The organism is Tessaracoccus sp. O5.2 (assembly GCF_964266725.1).
Taxonomy (GTDB): domain Bacteria; phylum Actinomycetota; class Actinomycetes; order Propionibacteriales; family Propionibacteriaceae; genus Arachnia; species Arachnia lapidicapta.
Genome location: NZ_CAXWGV010000005.1, coordinates 61962 through 75903, shown reverse-complemented (window position 1 = coordinate 75903; position 13942 = coordinate 61962). Strand labels below are relative to the sequence as shown.

Annotated in this window: 16 protein-coding genes and 2 pseudogenes; 8 read left to right on the top strand and 10 right to left on the bottom strand. The window is 71.2% G+C overall.

What is annotated here, in order from left to right; translation table 11 throughout:
• Nucleotides 1–6: 6 nt before the first annotated feature.
• Entirely contained in the window at nucleotides 7–618 is a 612-nt protein-coding gene (locus ACFQPD_RS03355) for a hypothetical protein (RefSeq protein WP_385898419.1), read from the bottom strand.
• 44 nt (nucleotides 619–662) lie between these two features.
• Between ACFQPD_RS03355 and ACFQPD_RS03350 the strand changes: the two genes are divergently transcribed.
• Nucleotides 663–2027, top strand: coding sequence for an MFS transporter (locus tag ACFQPD_RS03350; RefSeq protein WP_385898416.1), 1365 nt, complete (start codon nucleotides 663–665; stop codon nucleotides 2025–2027).
• Between the two features lie 45 nt (nucleotides 2028–2072).
• Here the strand turns inward: ACFQPD_RS03350 and ACFQPD_RS03345 are convergent.
• Both ACFQPD_RS03345 and ACFQPD_RS03340 read right to left on the bottom strand, forming a co-directional pair.
• Nucleotides 2073–2315 (bottom strand): annotated as a pseudogene (locus ACFQPD_RS03345) (VanZ family protein); the annotation flags it as partial.
• Nucleotides 2316–2428: 113 nt separating this feature from the next.
• Nucleotides 2429–3520, bottom strand: a complete 1092-nt coding sequence (locus ACFQPD_RS03340) for an LCP family protein (RefSeq protein ID WP_385898413.1) — start codon at nucleotides 3518–3520, stop codon at nucleotides 2429–2431.
• A 63-nt stretch (nucleotides 3521–3583) separates the two neighbouring features.
• Between ACFQPD_RS03340 and ACFQPD_RS03335 the strand changes: the two genes are divergently transcribed.
• On the top strand, nucleotides 3584–4408 hold the full coding sequence (locus tag ACFQPD_RS03335; RefSeq protein ID WP_385898410.1) for a cytochrome b5 domain-containing protein: 825 nt from the start codon (nucleotides 3584–3586) through the stop codon (nucleotides 4406–4408).
• A 21-nt stretch (nucleotides 4409–4429) separates the two neighbouring features.
• On the opposite strand, the gene ACFQPD_RS03330 is transcribed toward ACFQPD_RS03335, so the two are convergent.
• The 4 genes from ACFQPD_RS03330 to ACFQPD_RS03315 all read right to left on the bottom strand — a co-directional run bounded on the left by ACFQPD_RS03330 (nucleotide 4430) and on the right by ACFQPD_RS03315 (nucleotide 6131).
• Nucleotides 4430–4819, bottom strand: a complete 390-nt coding sequence (locus tag ACFQPD_RS03330) for a DUF302 domain-containing protein (protein ID WP_078920023.1) — start codon at nucleotides 4817–4819, stop codon at nucleotides 4430–4432.
• Between the two features lie 75 nt (nucleotides 4820–4894).
• Entirely contained in the window at nucleotides 4895–5275 is a 381-nt protein-coding gene (gene trxA / locus ACFQPD_RS03325) for a thioredoxin (RefSeq protein ID WP_385898407.1), read from the bottom strand.
• 26 nt (nucleotides 5276–5301) lie between these two features.
• Nucleotides 5302–5751 (bottom strand): hypothetical protein, encoded by a 450-nt coding sequence (locus ACFQPD_RS03320; protein ID WP_385898404.1) that lies wholly within the window; start codon nucleotides 5749–5751, stop codon nucleotides 5302–5304.
• Nucleotides 5752–5849: 98 nt separating this feature from the next.
• The gene (locus tag ACFQPD_RS03315) at nucleotides 5850–6131 is read right to left on the bottom strand and encodes a hypothetical protein (protein ID WP_385898401.1); all 282 of its coding nucleotides are present in this window, start codon (nucleotides 6129–6131) and stop codon (nucleotides 5850–5852) included.
• Nucleotides 6132–6339: 208 nt separating this feature from the next.
• Here ACFQPD_RS03315 and ACFQPD_RS03310 point away from each other — a divergent pair.
• The 3 genes and pseudogenes from ACFQPD_RS03310 to ACFQPD_RS03300 all read left to right on the top strand — a co-directional run.
• Nucleotides 6340–7095, top strand: a pseudogene (locus ACFQPD_RS03310) (serine/threonine-protein kinase); the annotation flags it as partial.
• 87 nt (nucleotides 7096–7182) lie between these two features.
• The gene (locus tag ACFQPD_RS03305; protein ID WP_385898398.1) at nucleotides 7183–7632 is read left to right on the top strand and encodes an HIT family protein; all 450 of its coding nucleotides are present in this window, start codon (nucleotides 7183–7185) and stop codon (nucleotides 7630–7632) included.
• A gap of 10 nt (nucleotides 7633–7642) precedes the next feature.
• Nucleotides 7643–8503, top strand: a complete 861-nt coding sequence (locus ACFQPD_RS03300; protein WP_385898395.1) for an exodeoxyribonuclease III — start codon at nucleotides 7643–7645, stop codon at nucleotides 8501–8503.
• Here the strand turns inward: ACFQPD_RS03300 and ACFQPD_RS03295 are convergent, their stop codons facing one another.
• The 3 genes from ACFQPD_RS03295 to ACFQPD_RS03285 all read right to left on the bottom strand — a co-directional run bounded on the left by ACFQPD_RS03295 (nucleotide 8504) and on the right by ACFQPD_RS03285 (nucleotide 11070).
• Nucleotides 8504–8899: a type II toxin-antitoxin system VapC family toxin gene (locus ACFQPD_RS03295; protein ID WP_385898392.1), complete on the bottom strand. Its 396-nt coding sequence runs from the start codon at nucleotides 8897–8899 to the stop codon at nucleotides 8504–8506.
• A complete protein-coding gene (locus ACFQPD_RS03290; RefSeq protein ID WP_385898389.1) occupies nucleotides 8896–9156 on the bottom strand; it encodes a type II toxin-antitoxin system Phd/YefM family antitoxin in 261 nt (86 codons plus the stop codon). Before ACFQPD_RS03290 ends, ACFQPD_RS03295 begins: the two co-directional genes overlap by 4 nt.
• A gap of 96 nt (nucleotides 9157–9252) precedes the next feature.
• Nucleotides 9253–11070, bottom strand: coding sequence for a phosphoenolpyruvate carboxykinase (GTP) (locus ACFQPD_RS03285; RefSeq protein WP_385898386.1), 1818 nt, complete (start codon nucleotides 11068–11070; stop codon nucleotides 9253–9255).
• A gap of 126 nt (nucleotides 11071–11196) precedes the next feature.
• Here ACFQPD_RS03285 and ACFQPD_RS03280 point away from each other — a divergent pair, with 126 nt between their 5' ends.
• The 3 genes from ACFQPD_RS03280 (at nucleotide 11197) to ACFQPD_RS03270 (ending at nucleotide 13934) form a co-directional block, all read left to right on the top strand.
• Nucleotides 11197–12627, top strand: a complete 1431-nt coding sequence (locus ACFQPD_RS03280) for a helix-turn-helix domain-containing protein (protein WP_385898384.1) — start codon at nucleotides 11197–11199, stop codon at nucleotides 12625–12627.
• 122 nt (nucleotides 12628–12749) lie between these two features.
• Nucleotides 12750–13241 carry a DUF456 domain-containing protein gene (locus ACFQPD_RS03275; protein ID WP_385898382.1) on the top strand — a complete coding sequence of 164 codons (492 nt, stop codon included), beginning with the start codon at nucleotides 12750–12752 and terminating at the stop codon, nucleotides 13239–13241.
• Nucleotides 13242–13322: 81 nt separating this feature from the next.
• Entirely contained in the window at nucleotides 13323–13934 is a 612-nt protein-coding gene (locus ACFQPD_RS03270; RefSeq protein ID WP_385898466.1) for a cysteine hydrolase family protein, read from the top strand.
• The last annotated feature ends 8 nt before the right edge of the window (nucleotides 13935–13942 follow it).

Sequence of the window (13942 nt, the reverse complement as noted above, 5' to 3'; positions counted from 1 at the left end):
CCGAGGTCAGCCCTGCGGCATCGCCTGCTCGACGGAGCGGAACGACCCGCACCGGTCTCTGAGCAGCGGGAGCGACCCGCCGGCCAGGGCATCGCCCAACAGGGCCTGGTCCACGCAGACCGCCGGCGAGCCCGCCTTGCTCCATTCGCCCGCGGCGTAGGCTCCGACGCCGCCGAGCGGCACCACACGGTCCGCGAGTCCCAGCTCCGCGAGGCGGTGGGCCATGGCGTGCCCGACCACGTCGGCCGGGTACAGCAGCGCGCCGGCCACGTGCGGATGATCGAGGACGGCCCTGATCTCGGTCGGCGTCATCGCCGGCAGGTAACACGCGAGCCCCGCGCGGGCGGCCGACTCGGCGAGCTCGCCCGAGGCGACGTCCGCCAGCACGAACCGCGCGCCCGCGGCCGCCGCGGTCTCGACGCCGCTGACGGTCGACACCCGCAGCGCGCCCAGGGTGGCGCGGGCGCCGAATATCGCCACCGCGTCGGCGAACGCCTCCCCGGACGCGGGCAGCGCGAACCGCGAGAAGCCCTCCTGAATCAGCACCTCGACGGCGCCGACGACGTCATCGAGGGGGGCGTCGGGGAGGCAGACGATCAGGCCGCGGAGCTCAGACATGGTCGCCATTCTGCCGCAGTCCCCCGGCTGCCTACACTGCGGTCATGTCCGCACTCCTCACGCGCACCGAGCGCCTCGACCGGCTGCCCTACACGCGCCGGCACAACAAGCTGCTCATCGGCTCCGGGGTGGGGTGGGCGCTCGACGCCATGGACATCGGGCTCATCTCGTTCATCATGGCCGCGCTGGCCCAGGAGTGGAGCCTGAGCGGCGGCGAACTGTCGCTGCTGGGGTCGGTGGGATTCGTCGGCATGGCGTTCGGGGCCTCGTTGGGCGGGCTGCTCGCGGACCGCATCGGCCGCCGGCAGGTGTTCGCGCTCACGCTGCTGATCTACGGGGTGGCCACCGGGCTCTCAGCGCTGTCGACGGGGCTGGTGGCGCTGATCGCGTTCCGCTTCGTCGTCGGCCTGGGCCTCGGCGCCGAGCTCCCCGTCGCCTCGACGCTGGTCAGCGAGTTCGCGCCCCGCAAGATCCGCGGCCGCGTCGTGGTCGCGCTGGAGTCGTTCTGGGCCGTGGGCTGGCTGGCCGCCGCGACCATCGGCTTCTTCGTCGTCCCGCAGGACAACGGCTGGCGCTGGGCACTCGCGCTGGGCGCGATCCCGGCCGCCTACTCGCTGATCGTGCGCTTCGGGCTGCCCGAATCGGTCCGCTTCCTCGAGGCGAAGGGTCGCCACGCCGAGGCCGAACGCGTGGTCCGCGACTTCGAGAGCGCCGCCGGGATCGCCAGCCCCACGCATGCCGCGGCCGAGAGCCCCGTCCTGACGACGCTGACGAGCACCCGCCGCGACCTCTGGGGAGACCGCTTCCGCGTCCGCACCATCGCGTTGTGGCTGACATGGTTCGGCATCAACTTCGCCTACTACGGGGCGTTCATCTGGCTGCCGACGCTGCTGTTCGAGGGCGGCATGACGCTGGTGAAGTCGTTCGAGTTCACCCTCTACATGACGCTGGCCCAGCTGCCGGGCTACGCGACGGCGGCGTTCCTCATCGAGAAGTGGGGACGACGGCCGACCCTGGTGACGTTCCTCGGCGGATCGGTCGTCGGCGCCGTCGCGTTCGGCCTGGCGCCCGGGCTGGCCGCCGCCGTCGCCCCCGGCGATGAGGGGACCGCCTTCACCGTCACGCTGGCCGCTGGCTGCGTGCTGTCGTTCTTCAACCTCGGCGCATGGGGGGCGCTCTACGCCATCACCCCGGAGGTGTATCCGACGGCGATGCGCGCCACGGGAGCCGGCGCCGCGACCGCGTTCGGCCGCATCGCCGCGATGGCGGCGCCGCTAGTCGTGCCGTGGGTGGTCGCCGCCGCCGGTCGCCCGGTGTTGTTCGGGCTGTTCGGGGCCATGTTCACGGTCGCGATGATCGCCGCCTGGTTCCTGCCCGAGTACACCGACCGGGCGCTCGACGAGACGTGACCGCCGCGCCAGGGCGGCGTTGACGATTCCCCCGACGGCGGCGCCCACCAGGGCCCCCAGGCTGTTGGTCGCGACGTCGTAGCCGTTGGCGTCGCGCGCGGTGAAGTACTGCACGCCCTCGATGGCCACCGACGCCGCGGCGCCGGCCAGGCCCCATACCCACCAGCGGACCGCCGGCAGCCAGAGGGCGGCGAGGAACGAGATCGGCGCCAGCATGACGGTGTTGAGGGCGCCGTCGACCTGGGCCGGCGTGAGGTCGATCCCCAGGGTCCCCAGGTGCGTCCACACCGCGATGACCAGTCGGTTGACCGTCCAGCCGTCGGCCACGAACACCAGCCAGCCGACGGCCAGCGCCGGCGCCGCCGCGACCCCGAGGGCCCACCAGCGGACCGGCGGCCGGATCACTCCTCGGGTTCCACCTGGCCGAGCTCGCCGGAGGCCTCGTCGAGGTTGGCGGCGTGATACTCGTCCATCGTGTCGCCGGCCAGGGCCGCCGACAGCTCCGCGAGGCCCTCGGTGTCCACGACGTCGACCGACTGACCCTCGATGGTGCCGAAGCCCTTGATGGGGGCCTGCAGCATGCCGATGGATCCGGTGCCCTCCAGACGCATGGACAGCGCCAGGTCGGTGACGTACTGGTTGGTCATGGCGTCGTCGACGGTGACGGTGTCGGCCAGCTGGCCCACGACCTGCGTGAACGTGACGGGGTTGGCCAGCGTCTCGGGCGTCATGATCTTGCGGATGATGGCCTTGACGACGGTGCGCTGGCGGTAGGCGCGGTCGAGGTCGCCGTTGGGCAGCGGATAGCGCTCGCGGACGTAGGCGAGGGCGCGCTCCCCGTCGAGTTGGATCAGCCCCTCCTCGAAGCGCACGCCGGGGTTCTGCTCGGTCTCCCACGGGTTGTACACCTCGATGCCCCCGACGGCGTCGGTGAGCTTGACGAAACCCTCGAAGTCGATGAGCACCGTGTGGTCCATGCGGACGCCGGTCAGCTGCTCGAGCGTGCGGACGGTGAGCTGCGGTCCCCCGTAGGCGTAGGCCCAGTTAAGCTTGCCCTTGCCGTGGCCCGGGATGTCGACCCACATGTCGCGGGGGAAGGACACCAGATACACGGCCTTCCGGTCGCCGGTGACGTGGGCGATCATCATCGAGTCGCTGCGCCCGTTCTCGATGTCGCTGCGCGAGTCGCTGCCCATGAGCACGAAGTTGACGGGCGCCTGCACCTGCTCCTCCCCGGAGGCGGCCGGCTTGGGCGTGGCCGGCGCGGGCCGGCCCTCGTAGTCCTGGGGGGTGAGCTGCTGATCGCGAGAGACGGAGTCGAGCGCGGCGAGTCCCCGGCCGGCGTAGTAGCCCGCGACGCCGAGCGCGATGGCCAGCACGCCGATGCAGACCATCAGCAGCACGAACAGCGGTCCGCGGCGCTTCTTCCGCCTCGGGGCGGTGGGGCGGTCATCGTCGAAGACGCCGAGGCCCTCGTCACTCGCATGGCTCATGGTCATATTGTCGCCCCTAGTCCGTCCAGGACCCAAGCTGGCCGCCACGACTACGCTCAGCACATGGTGGACGCCGTGTTCGGACTCCCCCTGCACCCGCTGGTGGTGCATGCGGTGGTCGTACTCCTGCCCCTGGTCGCGCTCGGCGTGATCGCCCTGGTTCTCATGCCCCGGTGGCGCGCTCGGTTCGCGGTGCCGCTGCTCGGCCTCCTCGTCGTCGGCGCAGTCTCGGCGGTCGTGGCGATGCTGGCCGGCGACGCGCTGGCCGAGGTGGTCGGCGTCCCGGGGACGCATCGGACGTGGGGGGTGACGCTGGCCTTCACCGCCGTCGGCTATCTCGCGGCGGCGGGAGCCTGGCTGCGGTGGGTGCGCGAGGCCGACGACGAGCCGTCCCGGGCCCGTGAGGCGCTCGGCTGGCTGGCGGCCGTGCTGTCGGCGGCCGTGCTCGTGCTGACGGTGCTCGCGGGACATTCGGGGTCCTACGCGGTGTGGTCCGGGGTCGCCGACGCGACGCCGTCGCCCGCCCCGACCATGTCCGGCGAGGCGTCCCCGAGCCCAGCGTCAGCGACACCGTCGCCGTCTGTCGAGCCGACGGACAGCACAGCCACACCGTCGCGCTTCGGCAGCCCGCCCGCGACGACGACCACCGGCGACGGCCCCATCACGATGGCGACGGTCGAGGCCAACGCGACGGCGGACTCCTGCTGGGCCGCGATCGACGGGTTCGTCTACGACCTCACGGACTGGATCGCCCGACACCCGGGCGGTCCGGACAGGATCCTGGCGCTGTGCGGGACCGACGCAACGGCGGCCTTCACCGCGCAGCACGACGGCGACGCTCCGCCGACCGCCCAGCTGGAACTGCTTCGGCTGGGGCCGCTGGCCTAGGCGCGGCCCCGCCGGCCGGCGTCAGCTCGCGACGATGTCGAGGGCGTTCTTCAGCGCCTGCCGCACTTCCTGCGCGAGCGGCTCCATCTTCGGGTTGTCGGTGACCTCGACCATCATCTCCGGGTCGATGGCCTCGACGACGGTGACGCCGGCGCTGTGCCGGACCACCACGTTGCAGGGCAGCAGCAGACCCAGCGACGGCTCGACACCGAGTCCGCGGTGGGCGAAGCGGGGGTTGCAGGCGCCGAGGATGACCTGCTCATCGATGTCGACGTCGATCTTGTTCTTCAGCGTCTGCTTGAGGTTGATCTCGGTGAGGACGCCGAATCCGTTCTCGGCCAGCGCCTCCTTGGTGCGGGCGAGGGTCTCGTCGAACGGGCGGTCCAGGTCGATGCGCAGTGCGTAGTTCATGAATGGAACCTCCTTGGAGAAACGATGATGCCCGCCCGGCCATGAGAGTGGGGCCGGGCGGGCGGATCGGGGGCGTCAGGCCTGCTGGGCCTCCGCGGCCTGGGCCTCGGCGAGCTGCCGGCGGACGTCGTCCATGTCGAGCGCCTCGACGGCCTCGATGACCTCCTCGAGCGCCTTCGGCGGCAGGGCGCCGGACTGGCGGAAGACGAGGATGCCGTCACGGAAGGCCATCAGCGTGGGGATGGCGGAGATCTGCGCGGCGGCCGCGAGGCCCTGCTCCGACTCGGTGTCGACCTTGCCGAAGCGGACGTCGGGATGGTTCTCGGCCGCCTTCTCGAAGACGGGCGCGAAGGCCTTGCAGGGCATGCACCAGTCGGCCCACCAGTCGACGAAGGTGATGCCCTCGGTCTCGACGGTGGTCTCGAAGTTCTCGGCGGTCAGTTCCAGCGTGGGCATGTGGTTCCTTTCGGGTGGCTACTGGGTCAGCAGGAGGCGTGGTCGGTGATGCGCTTGGCCGCGGCCATGCCGTAGCAAGCCAGCAGCGCCACCAGCGCAAACCCGGTGACCGGAGCCTGCGCCAGCATGTACGGCGCCACGACGACGGCCGCCAGCGGGAGGATCCCGCAGGAGCCGCCGGTCATGTGCGTGCGGGGAGACACCCCGGCGGGCGGGACGTACGTGGCCAACGCGACCGCGCCGACGAGCGACGCGAGGGCGAGGACCACGACCTCGACGCTACCCGACGCGGGCCGGGCCGCGCTGAGAGCGACGTACAACGCCACCGCAGCAAGCATGGCCGTGACCGTGTGCCTCGTCGACCAGACCGCCCGCCAGTAGGCGGGACCGCTGGCCACGACCCGCACGTCGCCCAGCACGCTGGTCTGCACCTCGGGTGCGGCGGTACCGGCGGCGTCGGGTCCTGCTGTGTTCATGTGCACCAGTATGCCATACCCCTAGGGGTATGCAAGTCCTTCCGGGACATGGACTGGGGCGGCCCCGTCGTCGGGACCGCCCCTGGTCGTTGGCCTGCTCAGTCGTGCATGCCGTAGTCGCGCGCGTTGCACCCGGTCATCCCCTCGGGTCCCATCTGCTCGTTGGCGCCGCCCGTCGCGCTGTGCATGCGCTTCACGTAACCGAACGTCTGGACCGTCCCGGGCTCGAAGGGATGGTCCTCCAGCCCCGAGTACGCGCACTCGGAGTTCGCCTTGACTTCCATCAGCTCGCCCGTGCCCTTGATCTCCCCTGCGAACGCCGATCCGGCGCCCACCGTCAACGCCGCGACCGCGCACAGCCCGATCAACGTCGACCTCATTCTGATCACCATGGCCCCATACCCCCTGTGATGACACCCGAGCGACCTGCTGCGGGCCTCCCCGACGCTAACTTTCGGCCAACCTGGGGGCCATCGCCGGCGTCGAGTCTCAGCGGGTCGCGACTTCCACGCTTGTCAGAGCAGCGCTGACTCTGGACAAATGTCTCGCGTCGATACCTACTGGGGGTAGTAGACCTTGCGGCCCGTCATGCGCCTCCCGACCCAGGGCCCCGCGGCCAGCGGGGTCGAGTGGCGGATGTGGTGGCGTAGTCGCTGCGAGATCCGCCGCTTGAGGCCCGCGCGACGAGTCAGGCCCCAGAGTGGCCGAGGTCTCGACGTCGACGGTCTGGCTTGCCTGGTCATGGAGTACGTCGACGGCCCGACACTGGGTGGCGTGCTCGCGCGCGGCCCCCTCTCTGCCGACGAGACGCGGGCCATCCTGTCAGCCCTCGCCTCCGGGCTCGCAGTGGCCCACGAGGCCGGCATCATCCACCGCGACATCAAGCCGGCCAACGTCCTGGTCTCCGACAGCGGGGCCAAGCTGACCGACTTCGGGATCGCCCGGTCGATCGACGGCGGCACCCACACCATGACGGGCCAGGTGCTCGGCACCGCGCACTACCTCAGCCCGAGCAGGCGCTGGGACAGAAGGTGGGGCCGGAGTCCGACATCTACGGCCTCGGCGTTCTGGCCCACGAGATGCTGACCGGCGACAGGCCGTTCGACCGCGGAACGCCCATCGCCACCGCGCTGGCGCACGTCCGCGACGCTCCGCCCCCGCTGCCGGAGGGGACGCCCGAGGACCTGGAGGCGATCATCACCGCCTGCCTCGCGAAAGAGCCGGCGGACCGCCCGACGGCGGCGGTCGTCGCCCGGCTGCTCGAGGAGCCCGTGGTCATCCCCCACGACCTCGACCTCGCGGCGGACCCCGGCGACGGGCCCGATCCCGACGCGACGGCCCCGCTGATGGCGGTCCCCCGTCGCGCGATGATCGAGGACTGACGCGACACGGGCTGCCCCTGTGCGGGCCGCCGGGTTCGATAATGGGTCGGTGAGCAGGCAGCCCGACTCCCAGGATCTGGTGTGTGGGATCGTCGCGGGCGACGTGACCGCCGACGTGGTCTACCGCGACGAGGAGGTCGTGGCGTTCCTCGACCACAGGCCCGTGTTCAAGGGCCACGTGCTGGTCTGCCCCGTGACCCACGTCGACTCCCTGACGGAACTGCCGGCTGACCTGATCCTCCCGCTCTTCGCCGTCGTACAGCGGGTCGCGGTCGCCGTCGTGGACGCGCTCGGGGCCCAGGGCTCATTCACCGCCATCAACACGGTGGTCAGCCAGTCGGTGCCCCACCTGCACGTCCACGTCGTGCCCCGCACCAAGGGCGACGGCCTGCGCGGGTTCTTCTGGCCCCGCACCCGGTATGCGCCCGGCGAGCAGTCCGCCTACGCGGCCCGGCTGCGAGCGGCGCTCTCGGCTCCCCCGGTGCCACGGGACGGGTAGCCTCTCCGGCGTGAGGATCGCCACCTGGAACGTCAACTCCGCCAAACAGCGGTTACCGCGGCTGCTGCCGTGGCTCGAGGAGCGGCGCCCCGACGTCGTCTGCCTCCAGGAGACCAAGCTGAGCGACGCCGCCTTCTTCGACCTGTTCACGGGTCCCCTCACCCAGCTGGGCTACGAGGTCGCGCACCACGGGCAGGGAGGGTTCAACGGGGTGGCGCTGCTGTCGCGGGTGGGACTGGTCGACGTCGAACACAACTTCCCCGGCCAACCCGACTATCTCGGCGCGACGGAGTCGCGCGCCATCAGCGCGACCTGCGCTGGTGTGCGCATCCACAGTCTCTACGTCCCCAACGGCCGCGACGTGGCCTCGGACCACTACGCCTACAAGCTCGAGTGGCTCGATGCGCTCGCGGCGGCCGTCGCGGCAGGCCCGGCCGACGTGGCGCTGTGCGGAGACATGAATGTGGCGCCGGCAGACGCCGACGTCTTCGATCCCGCCGCCTACGTGGGCCACACCCACGTCACCGGTCCGGAGCGGGCGCGGATCGCGGCGTTCGGACTGGTCGACGTGGTTCGCGCGCGCTGGCCGGAGCCGGAGCGCGTGTTCTCCTATTGGGACTACCGCGCGGGCATGTTCCACCAGGACCTCGGCATGCGCATCGACCTGGTGCTGGCGTCGAAGCCGGTGGCGGACCGCGTCGCGGCGGCGTGGGTGGACCGCGCCGCACGCAAGGGCAAGCTACCGAGCGACCACGCCCCGGTCATCGTCGACCTGGACGAGGCACCCGACGGCGACATCGGGCCGGTCGTGCCCCCGCCGTCGAACCCCCGCCGTGGAAAGCGTACGCGGCTGCCCCAGTCCAGGGACTAGCTAGACGCGGATGACCTCGACCGCGCCCAACTCCGCCAGCACGTCGAACCTCGAATCCTGAGTGACCACCGGCAGTCCGTTGGCCAGCGCCACGGCGGCGATCCACAGATCGTTGACCCCCATCGACCGACCCGCCTCGTGCAGCTGTACGCGCAAGGAGGCCCAGTGCCGGGCCGCTGCCGAGTCGACTGCGAGCGGCTCCAGACCGGCGAGCCGCTCGACGGTGGCGAGCCTCGCCGCACGGGTCCGGGTGTCGGGCGCCGCCAACACGCCCGCCTGAAGCTCGGCCAGCGTCACGACGCACACGCACGCCTCATCGGGAAGCGCGGCGGCATTGAGCGGCCGGCCCACTTCGCCCGCGATCCACACGCTGGTGTCCAGCAGACCCGAGCTCATCGGATGGGGCCGAGGTCATCGGTGGAGCCCGCTGAGATCCAGCGGAGATCCGCCTCGAGCGCGACATCCAGCTGCTGGGCGTGCACCAGGTCCATGAGCTGCGAGCGCGTCATCGCGGCCGGCCGGCGCCTCGCGGGGCTCCGGATCTCGGCTACCGGCTCCCCGTTCACAGTCACGGTGACGACGTCACCGGCGGCTACTCGTTCCAGGACAGAGCGGGTGTGGTTGCGGAGGTCGCGTGAGGCTACGGTGGACATGTGCGCAACTGTAGCATCGTCGCCACACCGATCGCCGGATCGGTGCGCGCGGCGCCCCTCCGCGAAGGGCGCCCTGACCGGCCGCGCGCGGGTGCGTCAGAGGCGGGAGCGGAACTCCTCGTGCTGGCGCATGACGGCCTCCGGCACCTTGGCGCCCATCCGGGCCAGGAACACGTCCGTGTCGTCGGCCTCGGCGCTCAGCGCCTCGGGCTCGATCGCGAACAACGCGTCCCAGTCCTCGCGGCTCACCCCCGCCGCCGCGTAGTCGATGGCGCCGTCGACCGGCACGAGGCCGAACGGCGAGTCGACGGCGTCGGCACGACCCTCAATGCGCTCGGTCATCCACGCGAGGGCTCGGGAGTTCTCGGAGAAGCCGGGCCAGAGGAAGCGGCCGTCCTCGCCGCGGCGGAACCAGTTCACCTGGAAGATCAACGGTGCCTGACCCGAGCGCCCGAGCCGCTCGCCCACCGTGAGCCAGTGCTGCCAGTGGTCCGCCATGTGGGTCCCGGAGAACGGCAGCATCGCGAAGGGGTCGCGGCGCAGCTCGCCCAGGGTGCCCTCGGCGGCCGCGGTGCGCTCGGAGGCGAGCGTCGCGCCGAGGTAGACGCCGTGCTCCCAGCTCCTGGCCTGCGCAACGAGGGGGACGTTGGTGGCTCGCCGGCCGCCGAAGATGACGGCGTCGATCGGGACACCCGCCGGGTCGTCCCACGTGTCGGCGATGGACGGGCAGAGGTCCGCGGAGACCGTGAAACGCGAGTTGGGGTGGGCTGCGGGGGCCTCCGAGTCCGGGGTCCAGTCGCGCCCCTGCCAGTCAACGAGGTGCGACGGGGTCTCCTCGGTGAGGCCCTCCCACCACACGTCGCCGTCGTCGGTCAGCGCGACGTTCGTGAAGATGGTGTCGCTCTGGACCGTGGCGATGGCGGTGGGGTTGGTGGAGTGGCCGGTGCCAGGTGCGACGCCGAAGAATCCCGCCTCCGGGTTGATGGCCCGCAGGCGGCCGTCGGGGCCGGGGGCCATCCAGGCGATGTCGTCGCCGATGGTCTCGACCGTCCAGCCGGGCATGGACGGCTTCAGCATCGCGAAGTTCGTCTTGCCGCAGGCGCTGGGGAACCCGGCGGCGACGTGGAAGGCGCGGCCGCTGGGGTTGGTCACCTTGAGCAGCAGCATGTGGGCTGCCAGCCAGCCCTCTTGCTCGCCGATCTTGGAGGCGATCCGCAGCGCGAAGGCCTTCTTGGCCAGGATGGCGTTGCCGCCGTACGCCGAGCCGTAGGACCAGATCTCGCGCGTCTCGGGGTAGTGGACGATGTACTTCGTCTCGTTGCACGGCCAGGCGACGTCGGCGTCCCCCGGCTGCAGCGGAGCCCCCACCGAGTGGACGGCGGGCACCCACTCGGTGCGCGGGCCGATCTGCGCCAGGGCGTCTGCCCCCATCCGTGTCATCGTGCCGGTGCTGAGCACGACGTACGGCGAGTCGGTGACCTGGACGCCGAGGCGGGCGAGCGGGCTGCCGACGGGGCCCATGGAGAAGGGCATGACGTACATCGTGCGACCGCGCATGGCGCCCCGGAACAGGCCGGTCAGCGTCACGCGCATCTCCGCGGGAGCCGCCCAGTTGTTGGTGGGACCGGCGTCGTCCTCCCGCTCGGAGCAGATGAAGGTGCGCGACTCGACGCGGGCCACGTCGCTCGGGTTCGAGCGGGCCAGGTAGCTGTTGGGGCGCTTCTCCGGGTTGAGCCGGATGAGCGTGCCGGCGGCCACGGCCTCGTCGAGCAGGCGCTGTCGCTCGGCGGCGGAGCCGTCGCACCACACGATCCGGTCAGGCTGTGTGAGTTCGGCGATCGAGTCCACCCAATCGACGACTCGGGAGTCGGCGTTGTCGGGGGCGTGGCGGGTGAGAGTGGCGGTGGCGGTCATGCGAATCTCCCTGTGGTGCGCTGCGGTGCGGATAACCTCGTGGTTTCACCATAGGCAGCGGACCCCGCCGTCTGGATAGTCGAATTGGTGTGAACTCTGGCCCATTCTTCTCATAGAGTGAAGTCCATGGCAGATCTCTCGACGCTGGGGCGCCGCATCAGGCATTTCCGCACCAAGGCCGGCCTGACGCTGGAAGAAGTGGGACAGATCACAGGGACAGCCCCCAGCCAGCTGTCCATGATCGAGAACGGGCACCGCGAGCCTCGCCTGTCCCTCCTCGAGGCGCTGGCGGCGGCGCTGGACGTCTCCACCTCCGACCTGCTCGACGGGGAGCCACCCTCAGCGCGGGCAGCTCTGGAGATCGAGTTGGAGAAGGCGCAGGCGTCACCGGCCTACCGTGAGCTCGGCTTGCCGATCCTGCGCCCCACCCGCGCCATGTCCGACGCCCTGCTCAAGACCCTGGTGGGCCTCCATCGCGAGCTCGACCGGCGGGCACGGATGTCGATCGCGACGCCCGAGGAGGCGCGGCGCGCCAACACGCAGCACCGGGCCGACATGCGCGAGCGGAACAACCACCTACCCGAGATCGAGGCGATCGCCGAGCAGGCCACCAAGGCCGTGCGCCACACCAGCGGGGCCCTGACACACCGCGCCGTGGCGCAGATCGCCCAGCAGGTGGGGCTCACCATCGTCCACACCGACGACCTGCCGCACTCGGCGCGCGCCGTCGTCGACCGGGAGCACGGCCGGATCTACATTCCGCCCGCCTCCATCCCCGGTGGCCACGGCCTCCGGTCCCTGGCCCTGCAAGCCGTGGCCAACAAGATGCTCGGCCACAAGGAGCCGGTCGACTATGCCGACTTCCTGCGGCAGCGCCTCGAGGCCAGCTACTTCGCCGCCGCGTGCCTGATGCCTCGTGCGGCATCGGTGGAGTTCCTGGAGCGAGCGAAGCGGGACCGCAACATCGCGATCGAGGACTTCCGCGACACCTTCGGCGTCACGCACGAAGGGGCCGCGCTGCGGTTCACCAATCTCGCCACGCAGTATCTGGGCATCACGCTGCACTACCTGCGCGTCGACGGCGACGGCAGCGTGGTCGGCGCCTACGAGAACGACGGGCTGCCCCTGCCCCAGGACGCGACCGGGTCGACCGAGGGCGAGGTGGTCTGCCGGCACTGGAGCGCCCGGCAGGCGTTCGCTCGGACCACGCGCACCAGCGAGCACTACCAGTACACCGACACCCCCGTCGGCACGTTCTTCGAGTCCACACAGACCGGCATCGGCACGAACTCGGAGTTCTCCATCACCCTCGGGGTCCCGTACGCCGAGTCCAAGTGGTTCCGCGGGCGCGAGACCCACCGGCGTGAGGTGTCGACCTGCCCGGACGTGCGGTGCTGCCGCCGGCCCGACGACGGGCTGACCGAGCGCTGGAGGGGTCAGGGGTGGGCGTCGCCGAGGGTGCGCACACACCTGTTCGCGCCCCTGCCCCAGGGCACCTACCCAGGCGTCGACGACCGCGAGCTCTACGAGTTCCTGGAGGCCCACGCGCACGACTGAGGCCACGGCTCCAGCCGCTGGGTGTCGCCGTCGACGGGCTTCAGGCTCGGCCTGATCGGGCCTGAGCGTCCCCACGGGGGCGCCCGGCGACCCGGACCCTCGCGCGCCGTAGGGTGGGGCGCGTGACTGTCGAAGTTGTCGCCGCGATCGCGGCCGTGGTCCTGGCCCTCGTCGGCCTCGTTGGCATCGTCTTTCCCGTGCTGCCTGGCAGCATCCTCGTCGGCGGCGGAGCGCTGGTGTGGGCCATCTGGGGCACGTCCAGCTGGGGCTGGGTCGCGTTCGGGGTGGCCGTCGTCCTGCTGCTCATCGGCGGGCTCAGCAGTTGGGCGCTCACCGGGCGCTCCCTGCAGCAGCGACAGATCCCCAAGTGGCCGATCGCCGTCGGCCTCCTGCTCGGTATCGTCGGAATGATCCTGCTGCCCGGGTTCGGCCTGCCGATCGGCTTTGTCGTCGGACTGCTCGTGGCTGAGTGGTACCGGGTGCGTGACCTTCGCCAGGCGGCGGTCACCAGCTGGGAGACGGTCAAGGCCCTCGGGCTGGGCATCCTCATCGAGCTCGGCTGCGCGATGCTGGCGACGGCGGTGCTCGCGGTGAGCGTCGCGACGGCCTGGTGACGCCGCCGCTGCTCCCGATTCCGCCCGGATCCCCACTCACCGGACCGCGAGTCAGGCTCAACTCCGCGTGGCCCGCGCGACCTGCAGCCACAATGGCGTCATGAGCCCTCCCCGGAGTCCTTCGGCCACCTCCCCGGTGAGCTCGCCCTCGTCGTCATCGACATGCAGAACAGCTACTTCGAGCTGCCCGGCCTGGCGGAGCAGAAGGACGCCCTCCTGCCGAAGGTCCTCGACCTCATCCACGCCGCCCACGACGCCGGGCGCCCCGTCATCCTCGTTCGCACCCAACACGAGCGCGACCGCTCCACCTGGACGCTCAACATGCTCGAGGACGACCAGGGCTTCGCCTTCCCGGGCACGGCCGAGGCCCAGTTCGTCGACGGTGTGGCCGACGTCCCCCACGTGGAGATCGTCAAGACCCGCGACAGCGCCTTCCACGGCACCGACCTGCGCGACCAGATCGAGCTGCTGGGCGTCACCCGGCTGCTGCTGTGCGGCGTCTCCACACACAGCTGCATCGCCCAGACCGCGACCGACGCGTTCGCCTGCAACCTGTACGTCGCCGTCGCCGTCGACGCCGTCACGTCCGAGAACGCGGATCTGGCCCGGGCGCTGCTGGAGTTCCTCAGGACGGAGATGCGACAGCCGACCCTCGCCCAGGCCGACCGCCTGGCTCTGCTCTCGGGGAGGTAGCCCCGCCG

Excerpts from the sequence above, each read along its gene's own strand:
- ACFQPD_RS03330 (WP_078920023.1), bottom strand. The coding sequence starts at position 4,819 with ATGAACTACGCACTGCGCATCGACCTGGACCGCCCGTTCGACGAGACC.
- ACFQPD_RS03320 (WP_385898404.1), bottom strand. The coding sequence starts at position 5,751 with ATGAACACAGCAGGACCCGACGCCGCCGGTACCGCCGCACCCGAGGTG.
- ACFQPD_RS03285 (WP_385898386.1), bottom strand. The coding sequence starts at position 11,070 with ATGACCGCCACCGCCACTCTCACCCGCCACGCCCCCGACAACGCCGAC.
- ACFQPD_RS03335 (WP_385898410.1), top strand. The coding sequence starts at position 3,584 with ATGGTGGACGCCGTGTTCGGACTCCCCCTGCACCCGCTGGTGGTGCAT.
- ACFQPD_RS03280 (WP_385898384.1), top strand. The coding sequence starts at position 11,197 with ATGGCAGATCTCTCGACGCTGGGGCGCCGCATCAGGCATTTCCGCACC.
- ACFQPD_RS03315 (WP_385898401.1), bottom strand. The coding sequence starts at position 6,131 with ATGAGGTCGACGTTGATCGGGCTGTGCGCGGTCGCGGCGTTGACGGTG.
- ACFQPD_RS03355 (WP_385898419.1), bottom strand. The coding sequence starts at position 618 with ATGTCTGAGCTCCGCGGCCTGATCGTCTGCCTCCCCGACGCCCCCCTC.
- trxA (WP_385898407.1), bottom strand. The coding sequence starts at position 5,275 with ATGCCCACGCTGGAACTGACCGCCGAGAACTTCGAGACCACCGTCGAG.
- ACFQPD_RS03290 (WP_385898389.1), bottom strand. The coding sequence starts at position 9,156 with ATGTCCACCGTAGCCTCACGCGACCTCCGCAACCACACCCGCTCTGTC.
- ACFQPD_RS03295 (WP_385898392.1), bottom strand. The coding sequence starts at position 8,899 with ATGAGCTCGGGTCTGCTGGACACCAGCGTGTGGATCGCGGGCGAAGTG.
- ACFQPD_RS03350 (WP_385898416.1), top strand. The coding sequence starts at position 663 with ATGTCCGCACTCCTCACGCGCACCGAGCGCCTCGACCGGCTGCCCTAC.
- ACFQPD_RS03340 (WP_385898413.1), bottom strand. The coding sequence starts at position 3,520 with ATGAGCCATGCGAGTGACGAGGGCCTCGGCGTCTTCGACGATGACCGC.